Here is a 16682-nt window from a genome sequence, read left to right on the forward strand (position 1 = left end):
GGCGCTGCTGGCGCGAATTGCCCAAATGATAGGTAAATACCGATAGTGAATAGCGTGGCGATTCGCGGCCTGAAGTTGCACGGAACGGGTTTTACCCCAAGACGGAGCGGCTGGATTGATCGAAAACATCCAAAAAGACGGAAGCGCTCAAGGAACCTGGCCGGATTACGATCCCGGACGTTATTTTTGTGAACTGACGCGCCAGCGCCCCGATGCTGGCCTGGTGCCGGGCTGGCTGATGGAGCGCCTGGGGCGCATCGGCCTGGACGCGTTGCGCGCCCGCGCCGCCGCGGCGGAGACCGAGCTGATCGATCTCGGCGTGACCTTCACCGTGTATTCCGACGCGCTGGCGATCGACCGTATCCTGCCCTTCGACTGCATCCCCCGCGTGCTGACGAATCGTGAATGGCGCCTCCTGGAGCGCGCCTGCATCCAGCGCGTGACGGCACTGAACGCGTTTCTCGGCGACATCTACGGCAAGGGGCATATTCTGCGGGACCAGGTGATCCCGCCCGCGCTGATTTTCAAAAATGCCAATTACCGGCCGGAGATGAAGGATTTTCCGGTGCCGCACGGCACCTATGTGCATGTCTGCGGCACCGACATCATCCGTGACGAACAGGGCGATTTCCGGGTGCTGGAGGATAATGCCCGCACGCCCTCGGGCGTCTCCTATGTCATCGAGAACCGGCATCTGATGCTGCGCAGCTTTCCCGACCTGATGGCCGGCATCCGCCTGCTGCCGGTGGACGATTACGGCCGCCGGCTGCGCGCCGCGATGAACGAGATCGCCCCCGGCGGCCTGGAAGATCCCCAGGTCGTGCTGCTCTCGCCGGGCATCTACAACGCCGCCTATTTCGAGCATGTGTTTCTGGCGCGCGAGATGGGCGTGCCGCTGGTGCAGGGCGCCGACCTCGTGGTCGAGGATGAGCGCGTCTATATGCGCACCACCACCGGCCGGCGCCCGGTGCATACGATCTATCGCCGGCTCAATGATGAGTTTCTCGATCCCGCGGTGTTCCGGCGCGACTCCGTGCTGGGTGTGCCCGGGCTGATCGGCGCCTGGAAAGCGGGGAACGTGGCGATCGCCAACGCGGTCGGCACCGGGGTCGCGGATGACAAGGCGGTCTATGCCTATATGCCGCGCATCATCAAATATTACCTGGGAGAGGCACCGCTGATCGCGAACGTGGAGACGCATATCTGCCGCGAAACGGAGGGGCTTAACTACACGCTGGAGAATCTCGACCGGCTGGTCGTCAAGCCGGTCGGTGAATCCGGCGGCTACGGCATCACCATCGGCCCGCGCGCCACCCGCGAGGAACTGGCCATCGCCCGCGCCTCTATCCTCGCCGATCCGGACAACTGGATCAGCCAGCCGATGATCGGCCTCTCGGTCGCGCCGACCTTGGTGGAGGAGGGGGTCGGCGCGCGCCATCTGGACCTGCGGCCGTTCACCGTCACCGGCAAGGAAAGCTGGGTGCTGCCCGGCGGGTTGACCCGGGTGGCGATGAAGCGCGGCAGCCTGATCGTGAATTCCAGCCAGGGCGGCGGCTCCAAGGATACCTGGGTGCTGGCGGATGAGTTTGCGGAGGGACGCCGATGAATTCCATGCGCTTCGACGCGGTCCTGCTCTCCCGCGACGCCGAGGGGCTGTTCTGGATGGCGCGCTATCTGGAGCGGGTGGAGAACCTGGCGCGGCTGATCGACGTGACGCAGAGTTTCGAAAGCCCCGGTTTCGAGAGCGATGCCTGGTTCGGGCTGATCCGCATCAACGCCGATGAGGAGAATTTCGCCGCGCGAGGTTTTTCACCGGAGGCCGAGCAGGTGAAGCGCTTCTACCTGCTCGACCGCGGCAACCCGACCTCGATCCCGGCGGCACTCGAGGATGCCCGCACGAACGCCCGCACGCTCCGGCCGCTGATGAGCACGGAGATGTGGCGGCAGATCAACATGTTCCACCGCTTCGTCAGCCACCTTACGCCGGAGGATCTGGAAGGCGACGCGCTCTCGCGCCTGTGCACGCGGCTGAAGGACGGGGTGCAGGCGCATACCGGCATCACCGAGGGCACGTTCTACCGCGACCAGGGCTGGTATTTCTACGAGCTGGGCCGGCTGATGGAACGCGCCGACCAGACCACCCGCATGCTGGACATCAAATACACCGCCATGCTGCCGCGCGACGGCGAGGCCAAGCGCGTGGCGGAGCTGACGCAATGGAACGCGGTGCTGCGCGCCGCCGCCGCCTATCACGCTTTCCGCCGCCGCCACCGCGCGAATTTCTTGGCCGAGGATGTGGTGCATTTCCTGCTCCGTGACCCGTCCTCACCGCGCTCGGTGCTGCTCTGCATCCGCCGGGTGGAATCACATCTGGACGATTTGCGCCGCATCTATGGTCTGGCGAGGGGGGCCGAAGCGATGGAGCTGGCGGAATATCTGCGCGAGCTGCTGGTGGAGAAGCCACTCGGCCGTATTCTTCCCATGGGCCTGCACGATTATCTCGATACGGTGCAGGTGCACATCCAGAAACTCGCCGCCGCTATCGGCCGGGCCTTTTTCCGGGACTGGCGCCCCGAGGCGCCGTCGTCTGGGCAATTGCAGACGCAAGGGTAGGGAAAGACTACTTTTTGTGAACAAAAAGTAGCAAAAAAACTTTGTTAATCTGGGCCTGGGGCGGTGTCGCTGACAACGCCCCAGGCCCAGCGCGGCTGCTTTCTTACTTCTCGACGAAGGCCTTCTCGATCACGAAATGGCCAGGCTCGGAATGGTTGCCCTCCTGGAAGCCGGATTCGGTGAGGAAGATGTTCAGGTCCTCCAGCATGCCCGGGCTGCCGCAGAGCATCACGCGGTCGGTGTCGCGGTTCAGGCGCGGCAGCTGCAGGTCGCCTTCCAGCTTGCCGCTCTCCAGCAGGGTGGTGATGCGGCCGGTGTTGCGGAACGCCTCACGCGTGACGGTCGGGTAATAAAGCAGCTTGTCCTTGACCATCTCGCCAAAGAACTCGTCCTCGAACAGGCGGTCGACCACCAGCTCGCCGTAGCCGAGCTCGGCGATGGCGCGGCAGCCGTGCACCAGCACCACGTGCTCGTAGCGCTCATAGGTGTCCGGGTCCTTGATGATGCTGACGAACGGGGCGAGACCGGTGCCGGTGCCCAGCATGTACAGCGTCTTGCCGGGGAGCAGGTTGTCCTGGATCAGCGTGCCGGTGGGCTTGCCGCCGACCAGGATCTGGTCGCCGGGGGCGAGCTTTTGCAGTTTCGAGGTCAGCGGGCCTTCCGGCACCTTGATCGAGAAGAATTCGAGCTGGTCCTCGTGATTGGCGTTGCACATGGAATAGGCGCGCAGCAGCGGCCGGCCCTCAACCTGCAGCCCGATCATGGTGAACTGGCCACTGATGAAGCGGAAGCCGGGGTTGCGGGTCGCGGTGAAGCTGAACAGGGTGTCAGTCCAGTGCCGGACGGTCTGCACCGTCTCGGTATACATCGTCGCCAAAAGTGTCGCTCCTTGGAATCTTATCGGGCTGATTAAATGAGCCCGCGGCAAAAGTTAACCTCTCAATTCACAATTCAGCCCGGCAGGCAGTGAAAGAGGCCGCTTTTTGAAAAAAGCGGCGCAAAAACTTTACTATGCTGGGCCATGGGCGTTGTCGCCGACAATGCCCATGGCCCAGCATAGTAAAGTTTTTTTGCTACTTTTTGTTCACAAAAAGTAGCCTTCCTTTCTGTGCTGGCCGGGCGGCGGGCGGCGGGGGCTCACGATACCAGTTTTTTCACCACCGTGTTGAATTTGCGCCGCGCCTGCGCCGCCAGGGGGTGATGTCCGCCAGTGACGCGTTTCTGGCCGTGCACCCACACCGTGTCGATCGGGCTGCGGCAGAAGACCGTCCGCGCCAAGGCGATGTCGGGCTCGCCACCGCGCAGGGTGACGATGTTCGCTGGCGCGCCCGCTTCGAGGGTGGCGGAAAGCCCGAGCGCCTGCGCGCCGCCGGCCAAAGCGCGCAGATAAAGCGCCGTGGCGGTGGCGGGATGAGCATCGTTGGCGAGCATGTTGCGACGGCGGGCGGTGAGGCGCTGCGCATATTCAAGCATGCGCAATTCGTCGCCCACGCCGATCAGCAGGTTGGAATCCGAGCCGATGCCGTAGGCGCCGGAAAATTTCGCGGCCGGGAAAACGCCGTCGCCGCGATCGGCTTCGGTGACCGGGCAGAGCCCCACCACCGCGCCGCTGGCGGCGATTTTCTGCCGCTCCACCACATCGGCCTGGGTGGCGTGCACCAGGCACCAGTTCGGTCCCACAGGCGCATGGCGGAACAGCAGGTCCACCGGGCGCTGCCCGGACCAGGCCAGGCAATCCTCCACCTCGGCGCTCTGTTCGGCGATGGGAATGTGAACCAGCCGGTTTTGCGCGAGCCGGGTGAGGGCGGCCAGCTCCTGCAGCGTGACCGCGCGCAGCGAATGCGCGGCGATGCCTGTGGGGGCGAGCTTTTCGCAGTGCTGCAGAAGCGTCTCGTAAGTGGCGAGATCGTTGAGAAACCGCCGTTGCGCCGGGCGCGGGGCCTGACCGCCGAACCCGCCATGCGCGTAAAACACCGGGAGGAGGACCAGGAAAATACCGGCGGTAGCGGCGGCGGCGGCGAGGCGGGCGGCCATTTCCGCGATGTCGTCATACGGGCGGCCATCCGGCGCGTGGTGCAGGACGTGAAACTCCGCCACCGCGCCGAACCCGCCTTCGAGCATTTCGATGAAGGCGAGGGTGGCGACAGCTTCGACATCGTCCGGGTCGAGGCGCAAAGCGGCATGGTCCACCATGTCGCGCCAGGCCCAGACACTGTCCTCAGCCGTGCCGCGCGTCTCCATCCGGCCGGCCAGGGCGCGCTGGAAGGCATGGCTGTGCAGGTTCGGCATCGCGGGTAAGGCGATGTCATGGATCTCACCGCCAGCGGGCGCCGCGCTCTCCAGGACCGCGATGCGCCCCGCCGCGATCTCCAGGCGGACATTCTCGGTCCAGCCTGCCGGCAGCAAAGCGTGCCGGAAAAACAGCGTTTGCGTCACGGGACGGCCTTTTTTCCGCTCCCTGTTGCATAGACAATTTTGGCCCGCTCGGCCAAAGTTTTTGCATGCAATCGCTCGTTGTATCGCAGGGAGAGAAAGCAGCCGCTTTTTTAAAAAAGCGGCGGAAAAATTTTTGGCTATGCTGGGCCATGGGCGTTGTCGGCGACAACGCCCATGGCCCAGCATAGTAAAGTTTTTTTGCTACTTTTTGTTCACAAAAAGTAGCCTTCCCTTACTTTACCTCAAATAGCCGCGACGCCCTTTTCGGAGGTGCGGATGCGGATCACCTCCTCCACCGGGATGATGAAAATCTTGCCATCGCCGATGCGGCCGGTGCGCGCGGCGGCGGAGATCGCCTCCACCGCGTTCTCCACTTGTGAATCCTCGCAGATGATTTCCAGCTTCACCTTCGGCAGGAAGTCGACGATGTATTCCGCGCCGCGATGCGCCTCGCTATGGCCCTTCTGGCGGCCGAACCCTTTGGCCTCGGTGACGGTGATGCCTTGCAGCCCGACTTCGTTCAGGGCGTCCCTGACCTCGTCCAGCTTGAACGGTTTGATGATCGCTTCGATTTTTTTCATCGCCTCTCGCGCCCGTGGAAAACCGGGCGTCTCCCTTATGTCATGTGAAGATATGTGACGATATTTCCTGGAGTCCCCTGCCGGCGTGCGACTGGCAGGAATAAAGCCTGACATGGGGCGGGGGCGGATGCAATCGCAAGCTTTGCGGGAGAGAAAGAGGCCGTTTTTTCGATGAAAAGCGGCGCAAAAACTTTTCGCGACTTTGGGCCTGAGGCTCTGAAACGGCACGAGCCTAAAGGAGCAGAAAACTACTTTTTGTTCACAAAAAGTAGGCTTTCCTTGTGGCAAATTCGCCTCAGTGGAATTTTTTGCTTAGCTGCGCTAAGCGGCAGGACCCTTCGGTTGGAGCCTGCATGACGATTTCCACGTTGATCCACGTCGAACGGAAGCTGCATCTCGACGCCCTTCGTTCGCAACCGGAATTTGCGGCATTTCAAGGGGTTCCCGTCGACCTACCCGAGACGGCCTATGAACGCCCGGCATTGCTGGGCTTTTTTCTGCGCCATGAAATGGAGGCGTCCTGGCTGCGTCGCCATGGCGTGGCCGCTGGCGTGGCCGAGCTGGCGGCGGCCCGCGTGAGCGCCCAGTTCATCGCCGCCGAGGCCGAGGCATTGAGCCAAGCCGACCGTGCCGCACTTCCCGCCTGGGTGCCGGTGATGGCCGCCGAGGTCTCACCCGCCGCCGCGGTGATCGCCCAGCATTTTGCCGCCGACGGCGCCCACATCGCGCTGGTGCGCAGCGTCTGGGGCCTGCTCGGCACGGCCGAGGCGCTGATGGAGACCGGCGGGGACATCCGCCTGGCGCGCGATCCGCTTTCGGCGCTGAACGGCTATGGCTGCAGCCATCGGCCGCGCCCCTGGGCGGTGACGTTCGCCTCCTCCACCGCGTCTTCGTCGTCCGAGCGTGGCTATATCGCCGCCGATCGCGCCCGGCTGCGCAATACGCGGGCGCTGCTCAAGGGCACGGAGCGCCGCAGCGCGGTCCGTCACGCGATCGACGAGGTACGGCGCGGCATTTCCGGCGCTTTCGGCCTGGACGCGGGCACACGCATCGTTTTTGCCGCCTCGGGCACCGATACCGAGCTGCTGGCCTTGGCGCTGGCGCATCTGGCGGATGACCGGCCGGTTCTGAACATTCTCATCGCCCCGGAGGAGACCGGGCGCGGCGTGCCGATGGCGGCGCGCGGGCTGCATTTCGCGGTCGATACCGCGCTCGGCCACGACGTCACCTTCCAGGCGCCGATCGCCGGGTTCCGCGATGACACGGAATTGGCGAACATCGCCTTGCGCGGCCCGACCGGTGCGCTGCGGCCGGGCGCAGAGGTAGGGGCGGATATCGCGGCGGCGATGGCGCAGGGCATTGCCGCGGGGCGGCGGGTGATCCTGCACGGGCTTGACCTGTCCAAGACCGGCCTGCTGGCGCCGCGCCCGGCCTTTTTGGCGGAACTGCGCGCGACGTACGGCCAGGGTTTCGACATCGTGCTCGATGCCTGCCAGGCGCGGCTCTCCCCCGCCTCGATCCGGCGTTATCTGGCGCTGGACGCGGTGGTGCTGATCACCGGCTCCAAATTCTTCACCGGCCCGCCTTTCGCCGGGGCGGCGCTGCTGCCGGAGACGGTTGCGGCACGGTTGCGGCAGGCGCTGCTGCCGGACGGGCTGGACGCCTATTTCGGCCGCGACGAGTTTCCCGCCGACTGTCCGGCGGCCGCTCATTTGCCGCCGGTCGGCAATTACGGCCTGGCGCTGCGCTGGCAGGCGGCATTGGCGGAAATCCGCGCGCTGCTGCGCGTGCCCGGGGCGCGGCGCGTGGAAATCCTGCGCGGTTTCGGCCAGACCGCGCGCGCCGCCATCGCCCGTTACGAGGCCCTGACCTTGTTGGAAGTACCCGGCGTAACCCGGTTTGAAGGCGCAGAGGACTGGGAGCTTCTGCCCAGCATTTTCACCTTCTCGCTGCGTGCGCCGCATGAGCCCCGTTGCCTGACCCCGGCGGAGGCGCGCAGCGTGTATCTCTGGCTGAACACCGACCTCTCGGCGCTGCTGCCGCAGGCCGGGGCGCTGGCGGCGCGCATCTGCCATATCGGCCAGCCGGTGCCGCTGGCGCAGCCGGGCGGGGAGGGCGTGCAAGGGGCGTTGCGAGTCTCCGCCGGAGCGCGGCTGATTTCAGGCGAGCCCTCGCATCGCGGCCTGCGCGCCCAGGCCCGGCTCAACCAGGAGTTCTCCGATCTGGCACTGGTGTTCGCCAAGATCGATCTGATCCTCCGCCACTGGACCTTGCTGGTCGAAGCCAACCCGGCGCCCCGCTACCGCCCGGCGCCGCCGGTCGCACAGAAGCAGGAAGAAAGACTACTTTTTGTGAACAAAAAGTAGCAAAAAAACTTTATGAATCTGGGCCTGAGGCGTTGTCGGGGTCAACGCCCATGGCCCAGCATAATAAAAATTTTTGCGCCGCTTTTTTTAAAAAGCGGCCACTTTCTTCCTTCTGCTTGCCGCCGTCTGCCGCCCATGATTACCCTAGTACTATGGTCAAGCTCGATAAAATTTACACGCGCGGCGGCGATGCCGGCGAAACTTCGCTCGGTAACGGCGCGCGCGTCGCCAAATCCTCGGCCCGCGTGGCTGCCTATGGCGATGTGGACGAGGCCAACGCCGCGATCGGTCTGGTGCGGCTGCATATTTCCGGTCCGGACGACATCGTGCTGGCGCGCATCCAGAATGATTTGTTCGATCTGGGCGCGGATCTCTGCGTGCCGATCAAGGAGGGGGCGCCGGCTTTGCGGGTCACCCAGGCGCAGGTGGACTGGCTCGAAGGGCAGATCGACCGCATGAACGCCCAGTTGGCGCCGCTCAAATCCTTCATCTTGCCCGGCGGCTCGCCCGCCGCGGCCTTCCTGCATCAGGCCCGTTGTGTGGTGCGGCGCGCCGAGCGGCTGGTGGTGGCGCTGTTGGCCCTGCCGGATGAAGCGGTGAACCGGCTGGTGCTGGTCTATCTCAACCGGCTTTCGGACCTGCTGTTCGTGATGTCCCGCTACGTCAACGGCAAGGGCGCGCATGACGTGCTCTGGGTGCCGGCGGCAAATCGTGACGGCTGAGGCCGGATCTCTCGTTATGCCGGTGCGGGTGCGGAAATGATCCGCATCCTGCACATGAGCGATCTGCATCTGGAGATGGAGCGCTGGCGGCTCAACATCGTCGGCTGGGCCGCCTTCATGGCCCAGCACCTCACGGTGCCAAAGCATCTGCTGCGCGGGCCGATGATCGAGGAGTCCGAACGTGTCGACCTGATCGTGCTGGCCGGCGACGTGCACAACAGCGTGCGCGGGATCGTCTACGCCGATCAGCTCTCGCGGTTTTTGCAGGCGCCGGCGGTGTATGTGGCGGGCAATCACGAATTCTATCACCAGAACATCGAGCGGCTGCTGCCCGCCTTGCATCGCGCCGCGGCGCGCACCAACGGCCGCGTCAGTTTTCTGGAAAACAACGTCGCCACCTTCACGTTCGATCAGCAGCGGCTGAACGTTCTGGGCTGCACGCTGTGGACCGATTACGATCTCTACGGGGATCCCGCCGGCGCGATGCACACCGCGGTGCGGCGGATTAACGACCACGACGCCATCCACACCGGCCGGCATAGTTTTGCGCCGGAAGATGCGCTGCGCCGCCATCTCGCGTCACGCGTCTGGCTGCACAAGACGCTGGCCCGGCTGCGCCACTACGAGGCGGGGAGCAAAAATCTCATCGTCACCCATCATGCACCGAGCGGGGCGGCGCTGGGCGAGCGGTCGGGCGGCATCGGCCCGGCCTATGCCTCGGAACTGCTGCTGGAATTCGCAAGTTATGTGCCCGCCGCTTGGATCCATGGCCATACCCATTTCCGGCATGAGAGCGAGGAGGAGGGGATCCGTTTCGTCTCCGCGCCGCGCGGCTATGTGCTGTATGACGGGATGGCCGCGCAGGAGTACCGGCCGGGCATCCTGGAATTGTGATGCGCCATTGCGTGTTGCTGCGCGGAAACCTATCAGAAGCACCATGTCGAAACCGCAATACGTCCTGACCCTCTCCTGCCTCAACCGGCCCGGCATCGTCGCCGCCGTCTCCTCCTGTCTGTTCGAGCACGGCGCCGATATCCGCGAGGCGCAGCAGTACGACGATGTGGAGACCAGGAAATTTTTTGCCCGCATCGCCTTCGACCTGCTGGGCCAGGGGGATATCGCTGCAGTGCGCGAAGCCTTCGCCGCCGTGGCGGAGACGCTGAAGCTTACCTGGCAGATCAGCGACCACGCCACGCCGCGACGGGTGCTGTTGCTGGTCTCGAAATTCGACCATTGCCTTGTCGACCTTCTGTATCGCTGGCGCATCGGTGAATTGCCGATGACCCCCACGGCCATCGTCTCCAACCACAGCGCGGAATATTATGAGGGCCTTGATTTCGGCGGCCTGCCTTTCCACCATCTGCCCATCACCAAGGAGACGAAGATGGAGCAGGAGGCGCAGATCTGGGCGCTGGTGAAGGAGACCGGCGCCGAGCTGGTGGTTCTGGCGCGCTATATGCAAGTGCTCTCCGACGCGCTGACGGCGAAGCTGGTGGGCCGCTGCATCAACATCCACCACTCCTTCCTGCCCGGCTTCAAGGGCGCGAAACCCTATCATCAGGCACATGGGCGCGGCGTGAAGCTGATCGGCGCCACCGCGCATTACGTCACGGCCGACCTGGATGAGGGGCCGATCATCGAGCAGGACGTGGAACGTATCAGCCATGCCGACACGCCGGACGATCTGATTCGCAAGGGACGGGATATCGAGCGCCGGGTGCTGGCCCGCGCGGTGCGCAACCATCTGGAGGATCGGGTGATCCTGAACGGCCGCAAGAGCGTCGTGTTCGCGAATTAGGAAAAGGGAAGACTACTTTTTGTGAACAAAAAGTAGTCTTTTGCTCCTTCGGGCCATGGGCTTGTCGCTGACACAGCCCCAGGCCCAGCATAATAAAAGTTTTTGCGCCGCTTTTTTCAAAAAGCGGCCACTTTCTTTCTATCCGAAAAGTCCGTCCCCTCATTGACTCGAGCGGGCCGGTTTCATAGCTCCCACAACGATTTTTTCGGAAAGGCGTAAAACATTGGCGGCACAACTGATCGACGGCAAAGCCTTCGCGGCGCGGCAGCTGGCGGCGATCGCCGCCGAGGTCGCGTCCCTGCCGTTCCAGCCGGGGCTTGCCGTGGTGCTGGTGGGCGACGATCCGGCCAGCCAGGTCTATGTGCGCAACAAGGCGCGGCAGACGGTGCAGGTGGGCATGCGCTCTTTCGAGCACCGCCCGTCCGGCGACATTTCCCAGGGTGAGCTGCTGCATCTGGTGCAGCAGTTGAACGCCGATCCGGCGGTGCACGGCATCCTGGTTCAGCTGCCGCTGCCCCGGCATCTCGACCCGGAGCAGATCATCGCAGCGATCGACCCGGCCAAGGATGTCGACGGCCTCACCGTTACGAATACCGGCCTGCTCGCGGCCGGCCGGCCGGGCCTGGTGCCGTGCACGCCGCTCGGTTGCATGCTGCTGCTGCAGGACGTGCTGGGCGATCTCACCGGCCTGCACGCCGTGGTTGTCGGCCGCTCCCACCTCGTCGGCAAGCCGATCGCACAATTACTGCTTGCCCAGAACTGCACCGTGACCATCGCGCATTCGCGCACCCGGAACTTAGGTGAGCTGTGCCGCACCGCGGACATTCTGGTGGCCGCGGTCGGGCGCCCAGAAATGATCCAGGGCGACTGGATCAAGCCGGGGGCGACGGTGATCGATGTCGGCATCAACCGTATCAGCGGCGCGGATGGGAAATCCAGGCTGGTCGGTGATGTCGCCTTCGACGCGGCGAAAGACGTCGCCGGGCATCTGACCCCGGTGCCGGGCGGTGTCGGGCCGATGACCATCGCCTGCCTGCTGCGCAACACGTTGACCGCGGCGCAGCGGCAGCTTTTTCATTCTGATGTGTAAACATGTCTGGCAGTTATAACGAGTCTGTCATAAAACTGCACAGGGATGGAGAGTGGTCAATATGACGGCGCGCATCAAAAACAAGACCGCCGATAAGGCGGAGACCATGACGGGCGATTTTCCGAAGCTTCTCAAGGACGTCAACCTGCCAATGAACCTGTCGGATGCGGCGGCTTGCGTATCGGATCTGACCCTGGAGCAGGCACTCGGTGTGCAGGTGAGGGCGATGCGCCGCCGTCTTGGCATCACCGTCTCCGAACTCGCGGCCTCGGCGGGACTGTCCGGTGGCATGCTGTCGAAAATCGAGAATGGGCAGATCTCGCCCTCGCTCTCCAGCCTGCAGGCGCTGGCGAAGGCGCTCAACGTGCCGATCACGACGTTTTTTTCGACCTTCGAGGAGCGGCGCGACTGCTCCTTCGTGCCCGCCGGCAGTGGCGTCATCATCGAACGGCGTGGCAGCCGCGCCGGGCATGAATACAGCCTGCTCGGTCACGCTATGGGCGGTCAGGTGGCGATCGAACCCTATCTCATCACCTTGCACGAGGGCGCCACCCCATACCCGGCTTTCCAGCATGCCGGGCGCGAGTTCATCTATATGTTGAGCGGCGAGGTGATGTATCGCCATGGCGACCACTCCTATCATCTGCGCCCCGGAGACTCGCTGCTGTTCGATTCCGGCGCCCCGCACGGGCCGGAAAAACTGCTGGTGCAGCCGATGAAGTATTTGTCAGTCATCAGCTATCTGCGCGAGCCAAGCTGAAGAAAGGGAAGAAAGTGGCCGCTTTTTAAAAAAAGCGGCGCAAAAATTTTTGTTGTGCTGGGCCATGGGCGTTGTCGCAGACACAGCCCATGGCCCAGCATAACAAAGTTTTTTTGCTACTTTTTGTTCACAAAAAGTAGCCTTCCTTTTTCTATCCTTCGCGGAGCGCGGCCAGGCCTTGCTCGAGGTCGGCGATCAGATCGTCGGTGTCTTCCAGCCCGATATGGAAGCGCGCGAGTTCGCCTTCGAACACGCCGCTGCCGGCGGAGCGGTGGATCGTTCCGGTGGTTGGCAGCACCAGGCTTTCGAACCCGCCCCAGCTGGCGCCGATGCCGAACAGCTTCAGCGCATCGATCATTGCCACTACTGCGGCGGCGGAAAACTCGGGCTGGAACACCACGCTGAACAGGCCGCAGGCGCCGGTGAAATCGCGCTTGAAAATTTCGTGGCCGGGGCAGCCGGGCAAGGCCGGATGCAGCACGCGCGCCACTTCCGGCCGCGTGGAAAACCATTTTGCCACGCGCAACGCGGCCGCTTCATGGGCCTTCAGCCTTACCCCCAGCGTGCGCAGGCCGCGCAGCGCCAGCCAGCAATCGTCGGGCGAGGCATAGGCGCCCATCTGCAGCGCGCCGTCGCGCAGCCAGGCCCAGTCCTCATCACTGTTCACCGTCACCGCGCCGAGGATCAGGTCCGAATGGCCGCCGACATACTTGGTCAGAGCCTGGATCGACACATCCACCCCATGGGTGAAGGGCTGGAAGTTGAGCACCCCCCAGGTATTATCCATGAACAGTTTTGCCCCCGCCTCACGGGCGAGCCTGGCCAGCATGGGAATGTCCTGAACCTCGAACGTATGGCTGCCGGGGCTTTCGGTGAACAGGATGCGGGTGTTGGCCCGGAAGTGCGGCCGCAAATCCGCAGCACTGATCATCGGGGCGTAATACTCGGTTTCGATGCCGTAGTGGCGCAAAAGCCCGTCGCAGAAATTGCGTGTCGGTCCATACACTGAGTCCGGCACCAACATATGGTCACCGGCCCGCAGATAGGCCAGCAGCGGCACAGTCACCGCCGCGAGGCCGGAGCCGACCACCTGGCAATGTGTGCCGCCCTCGATCTCCGCCACCGCCGCCTGCAAGGCGAAATGCGTCTCGTTGCCGTGCGTGCCGTAGATGTCCACCGGTTCGCGGCGGCGCTGGCCGATGGCGCGCCTGGTCGCCATGTCCGGGTAGAGCACGGTTGAGCCGCGCACCAGTTTCGGGTTCACGTAGCCATAGGACTTCGTGCCGTTGCGGCCGGCATGCACCAGCGCCGTATCAATCTTCTTAGCCATTTTTTAAACCTCGATCGGCGTGTCGTTGCGGCTGCCCCATTCGGACCAGGAGCCGTCATACAGCGCGCCTTGCGGCAGGCCGGCCACCGCCAGCCCCAAAGTGAGCACGGCGGCGGTGACGCCGGAGCCGCAGCTGGTCACCAATTGGCTGTCGGGCGTCACGCCGAGCCCGGCGAATTTCGCGCGGAGACTTTCTGGCGGCAGCATTTTGCCGTCCTGCAGCAACTCAGTGAAAGGTAGGGATTTCGCGCCGGGGATGTGCCCGCTGCGCATGCCGGGGCGCGGCTCGGGCACGCTGCCGTCGAACCGCCCGGCGGCGCGCGCGTCCAGCACCAGCTCGGCGTGGTTTTGCAGATTGGCTTTCATCTGGTCCAGGCTGCGCACCAGTTCAGGGCGAAAGCCGGCGACGAAATGTCCCGGAATCGCCGGGGCGGGGGCGCCGCTCTCGACCGCGCCACCGGCCTCGATCCAGCCTGGCAGGCCGCCATCGAGAACCGACACATTGTCATGGCCGAACACGCGGAACATCCACCACAGCCGCGCCGCCGAGAACAGGCCGCGCTGGTCGTAGACGACGACATGATCGGTGGAGCTAACGCCCAGTGCCGCGACGGCGGCGGCGAAATTTTGCGCCGTCGGCAGCATATGTGGAAGGGGCGAGCCGGCGTCGACGACCTTGTCGATGTCGAAGAATCGGGCGCCGGGAAGATGCGCCGCCTGGAACAGGGCCGCGGCATCCTTGGCCTCGTTCGGCAGGTAATAGGTGGCGTCCAGCAGGCGGATCGGGGTGGCTGCTGGGGCGGCGAGCCGCTCCCGCAGCCAAACGGGGGAAACCAGAAACGGCATCAGCTGCGCGCCGCCGCGGCCAGCGCCCGGACCCGTTCCGCCGCGGTCGCGCCCTTGATCGCATCGCGCCACGCGTTTTCCGAGACGCGCTGGTGGGCTGCCACGGCGTCCTCGGCCCCGGTGATCATCGCCACGCCGGATTGCACGGAGGGCAGGGAGTCCGGCTGGAACGGATTGATCGCGAGGGTGGCGCGCTCGCGTGAGCGCAGCAGGGTGAAGGGGCCGTTGGGCTCGCCACCGGCCATCAGCCCGAGTTGCAGGCCGATCGGCTCGCTTTCCATCAAAGTGGCGATCAGTTCCATCTCGCGCTGCGCGACCTCACGTGCGGCATGGCGCAGCCGCTCGCTGACCGGCACCGCGCCCGCCACGCCCTCGGCCAGGAATTTCTGGATCGAGCTGACGGTGAGGATGCCGATGATCGAGGGTTTGCGTGACGCGTACATGCGTTTGCGCGAAATCATGACATTCAGAAGCTGTTCGGCGGCGGCGCGTGCGATCGCGCGGTCGGTGCCCGTGGCCTCGGCTGCCTCCTCGTAGACCTGCGCCAGTACGTTGTCGTATTGCTCCGAGGAGATCAGGTAGCAGATCGGCCCGAACACTTGCAGGATCTGGTCGGAGGTCTCCTCGATCTGGCGGACGCGCTCCATGTAGCCGACCGGCTTGGCATAATATTCCACGCCGATGCCCAGCAGCGTCAATGGCGATATTTTGAGAAGTTCCGCGAGCCGGTTGACGGTGTCGAGTTTAATGACCTCGCCCTTCTCGTATCGATACAAGGCGGCGCGGGAGACGCCGAGACGGGCGGAAATTTCCTCTGCCTTGAGCCCGGATTCCATACGGTAGGCCCGTAATTGTTGACCGATCTCATTGAATCGCATTGATATTACCTCTTGCCAACCGGTTCCGCCGCAGGAGCACTTCCGCCGAGATGGGGCATCTCATAAATCATCATGGTGCACCTGCCGGCAATTTATATACATGAAATGTCGCAAAAATCCAAAAAAGATAAGTGTGGTTGAGATTTATTGTGGGGCGAGACAGGCCTTGCCGGCCGGATGCCTCATCGGGCATCACAGCTCTATGAAATATGAACGGATCTTGCTGCTGGCCTTGGCCGTGGCGCTTGGCATCGGCTGCTTTCTCATCCTGCTGCCATTTCTGCCGGCCATGCTCTGGGCCGGTATTCTGGCCTACTGCCTGTGGCCGATCTACTTGAAACTGTCGCGCTATCTTCCTTCGAGCATCGCCGCCTGCCTGATCACCTTGGCGCTGGCGGCGATCATTCTGGTGCCGTTGGTGCATGTTGCGCTGGTCGCCGCCCGGGAGGCGCGGGATAATCGTGCTTGGGTGCAGGATGTGATGCAAAACGGCCTGCCGCCGGCCCCGCCGGTCCTGGCCCGGCTGCCGCTGGTTGGTGGCATTCTTACGGATTTCTGGAACAATTCGGCGGATGACCTGGGCGGGGTCGCCAGCTCGTTGCAGCCAGTGCTCGGCACCGTGGCGCATTCGGGCATTCATTTGCTGTTCAAGCTGACGCACGGGCTCGTTGGCATCGTCGTGGCGCTGTTCATCACGTATTTTTTCTTCCTCACCGGGGCTCAGATCGTCGTGCGGATCCGGATGCTGCTGGTCAGGCTGATGAACGAGAATACGGTCGAGCATTTGTTGACGCTGGTCGCCGGGACGGTGCGTGGGGTGGTGTTCGGCATCGTCGGTACGGCGGCGCTGCAGGGCGTTCTTTATACGATCGGTTTTGAGCTGGTGCACGCGCCCCAGGCCCTGCTGCTGGCGTCATTGGCGGGGCTAGTCTCGATCGTGCCGGCCGGCGCGGTGATCGTCTATGTGCCGCTCTGCCTGTTTCTGCTGGCGGTCGGGCACCCTCTGCATGCGGTTGTGTTGCTGATCTATTGTTTTGTCGTCGTCGGGGGCGCTGATTCGATCATCCGTCCTTGGCTGATCGCCCGAGGGGCTTCGCTTCCCTATGCCCTCACGCTGCTGGGCGTGCTCGGTGGTGCGATCGCGTTCGGCGCCCTGGGCATATTCGTAGGCCCCGTGCTGCTGGTGCTTGGTCTGGCGGTGGCGGAAGAGTTCGCCGGTCAGCCGCGCGGAGCGTGGCGCCAGCCGTGAGGGGGATTAGAAA

Annotated in this window: 15 protein-coding genes; 9 read left to right on the forward strand and 6 right to left on the reverse strand. The window is 63.9% G+C overall.

Going from position 1 to position 16682, the window contains the following annotated elements; translation table 11 throughout:
- Positions 1-118: 118 nt before the first annotated feature.
- Together VGG47_RS13325 and VGG47_RS13330 are read left to right on the forward strand one after the other, a co-directional pair.
- Positions 119-1606, forward strand: a complete 1488-nt coding sequence (locus VGG47_RS13325; RefSeq protein ID WP_413788648.1) for a circularly permuted type 2 ATP-grasp protein — start codon at positions 119-121, stop codon at positions 1604-1606.
- Positions 1603-2613 carry an alpha-E domain-containing protein gene (locus tag VGG47_RS13330; RefSeq protein ID WP_331539355.1) on the forward strand — a complete coding sequence of 337 codons (1011 nt, stop codon included), beginning with the start codon at positions 1603-1605 and terminating at the stop codon, positions 2611-2613. Before VGG47_RS13325 ends, VGG47_RS13330 begins: the two co-directional genes overlap by 4 nt.
- Before the next feature lie 103 nt (positions 2614-2716).
- Here VGG47_RS13330 and VGG47_RS13335 read toward each other — a convergent pair whose 3' ends face one another.
- The 3 genes from VGG47_RS13335 to VGG47_RS13345 form a co-directional block, all read right to left on the reverse strand.
- Positions 2717-3490 (reverse strand): ferredoxin--NADP reductase, encoded by a 774-nt coding sequence (locus VGG47_RS13335; protein WP_331539357.1) that lies wholly within the window; start codon positions 3488-3490, stop codon positions 2717-2719.
- Between the two features lie 260 nt (positions 3491-3750).
- Entirely contained in the window at positions 3751-5049 is a 1299-nt protein-coding gene (gene hutF / locus VGG47_RS13340) for a formimidoylglutamate deiminase (protein WP_331539359.1), read from the reverse strand.
- A 242-nt stretch (positions 5050-5291) separates the two neighbouring features.
- The gene (locus tag VGG47_RS13345; RefSeq protein WP_331539361.1) at positions 5292-5630 is read right to left on the reverse strand and encodes a P-II family nitrogen regulator; all 339 of its coding nucleotides are present in this window, start codon (positions 5628-5630) and stop codon (positions 5292-5294) included.
- Positions 5631-5983: 353 nt separating this feature from the next.
- On the opposite strand from VGG47_RS13345, the gene VGG47_RS13350 reads away from it, so the two are divergent.
- From VGG47_RS13350 to VGG47_RS13375, 6 genes are all read left to right on the forward strand, one after another.
- Entirely contained in the window at positions 5984-7996 is a 2013-nt protein-coding gene (locus VGG47_RS13350) for a hypothetical protein (protein ID WP_331539363.1), read from the forward strand.
- 152 nt (positions 7997-8148) lie between these two features.
- Positions 8149-8718, forward strand: a complete 570-nt coding sequence (locus tag VGG47_RS13355; protein WP_331539365.1) for a cob(I)yrinic acid a,c-diamide adenosyltransferase — start codon at positions 8149-8151, stop codon at positions 8716-8718.
- A 36-nt stretch (positions 8719-8754) separates the two neighbouring features.
- Entirely contained in the window at positions 8755-9612 is an 858-nt protein-coding gene (locus VGG47_RS13360) for a metallophosphoesterase (protein ID WP_331539367.1), read from the forward strand.
- 43 nt (positions 9613-9655) lie between these two features.
- Positions 9656-10516: a formyltetrahydrofolate deformylase gene (gene purU, locus VGG47_RS13365; protein ID WP_331539369.1), complete on the forward strand. Its 861-nt coding sequence runs from the start codon at positions 9656-9658 to the stop codon at positions 10514-10516.
- Positions 10517-10700: 184 nt separating this feature from the next.
- Positions 10701-11606 (forward strand): bifunctional methylenetetrahydrofolate dehydrogenase/methenyltetrahydrofolate cyclohydrolase FolD, encoded by a 906-nt coding sequence (folD, locus tag VGG47_RS13370; RefSeq protein WP_413788649.1) that lies wholly within the window; start codon positions 10701-10703, stop codon positions 11604-11606.
- Between the two features lie 61 nt (positions 11607-11667).
- Positions 11668-12366, forward strand: coding sequence for a helix-turn-helix domain-containing protein (locus VGG47_RS13375; RefSeq protein WP_331539415.1), 699 nt, complete (start codon positions 11668-11670; stop codon positions 12364-12366).
- 151 nt (positions 12367-12517) lie between these two features.
- Here the strand turns inward: VGG47_RS13375 and metC are convergent, their stop codons facing one another.
- From metC to VGG47_RS13390, 3 genes are read right to left on the reverse strand one after another with little or no spacing between them, the layout of a single operon-like run.
- Positions 12518-13696: a cystathionine beta-lyase gene (metC, locus tag VGG47_RS13380; RefSeq protein WP_331539373.1), complete on the reverse strand. Its 1179-nt coding sequence runs from the start codon at positions 13694-13696 to the stop codon at positions 12518-12520.
- A gap of 3 nt (positions 13697-13699) precedes the next feature.
- A complete protein-coding gene (gene sseA, locus VGG47_RS13385; RefSeq protein ID WP_331539375.1) occupies positions 13700-14542 on the reverse strand; it encodes a 3-mercaptopyruvate sulfurtransferase in 843 nt (280 codons plus the stop codon).
- Complete coding sequence (locus tag VGG47_RS13390; RefSeq protein WP_331539377.1) at positions 14542-15420, reverse strand: helix-turn-helix domain-containing protein; 879 nt, start codon at positions 15418-15420, stop codon at positions 14542-14544. The genes sseA and VGG47_RS13390 overlap by 1 nt, the downstream gene beginning before the upstream one ends.
- A 202-nt stretch (positions 15421-15622) precedes the next feature.
- Here VGG47_RS13390 and VGG47_RS13395 point away from each other — a divergent pair, with 202 nt between their 5' ends.
- Entirely contained in the window at positions 15623-16669 is a 1047-nt protein-coding gene (locus tag VGG47_RS13395; protein WP_331539379.1) for an AI-2E family transporter, read from the forward strand.
- Positions 16670-16682: the final 13 nt, after the last annotated feature.

The sequence above is a fragment of the Acidocella sp. genome, assembly GCF_036489515.1.
Classification (GTDB): Bacteria; Pseudomonadota; Alphaproteobacteria; order Acetobacterales; family Acetobacteraceae; genus Acidocella.

Excerpts from the sequence above, each read along its gene's own strand:
- VGG47_RS13330 (WP_331539355.1), top strand. The coding sequence starts at position 1,603 with ATGAATTCCATGCGCTTCGACGCGGTCCTGCTCTCCCGCGACGCCGAG.
- VGG47_RS13345 (WP_331539361.1), bottom strand. The coding sequence starts at position 5,630 with ATGAAAAAAATCGAAGCGATCATCAAACCGTTCAAGCTGGACGAGGTC.
- VGG47_RS13350 (WP_331539363.1), top strand. The coding sequence starts at position 5,984 with ATGACGATTTCCACGTTGATCCACGTCGAACGGAAGCTGCATCTCGAC.
- VGG47_RS13355 (WP_331539365.1), top strand. The coding sequence starts at position 8,149 with ATGGTCAAGCTCGATAAAATTTACACGCGCGGCGGCGATGCCGGCGAA.
- VGG47_RS13360 (WP_331539367.1), top strand. The coding sequence starts at position 8,755 with ATGATCCGCATCCTGCACATGAGCGATCTGCATCTGGAGATGGAGCGC.
- purU (WP_331539369.1), top strand. The coding sequence starts at position 9,656 with ATGTCGAAACCGCAATACGTCCTGACCCTCTCCTGCCTCAACCGGCCC.
- VGG47_RS13375 (WP_331539415.1), top strand. The coding sequence starts at position 11,668 with ATGACGGCGCGCATCAAAAACAAGACCGCCGATAAGGCGGAGACCATG.
- metC (WP_331539373.1), bottom strand. The coding sequence starts at position 13,696 with ATGGCTAAGAAGATTGATACGGCGCTGGTGCATGCCGGCCGCAACGGC.
- sseA (WP_331539375.1), bottom strand. The coding sequence starts at position 14,542 with ATGCCGTTTCTGGTTTCCCCCGTTTGGCTGCGGGAGCGGCTCGCCGCC.
- VGG47_RS13390 (WP_331539377.1), bottom strand. The coding sequence starts at position 15,420 with ATGCGATTCAATGAGATCGGTCAACAATTACGGGCCTACCGTATGGAA.
- VGG47_RS13395 (WP_331539379.1), top strand. The coding sequence starts at position 15,623 with ATGAAATATGAACGGATCTTGCTGCTGGCCTTGGCCGTGGCGCTTGGC.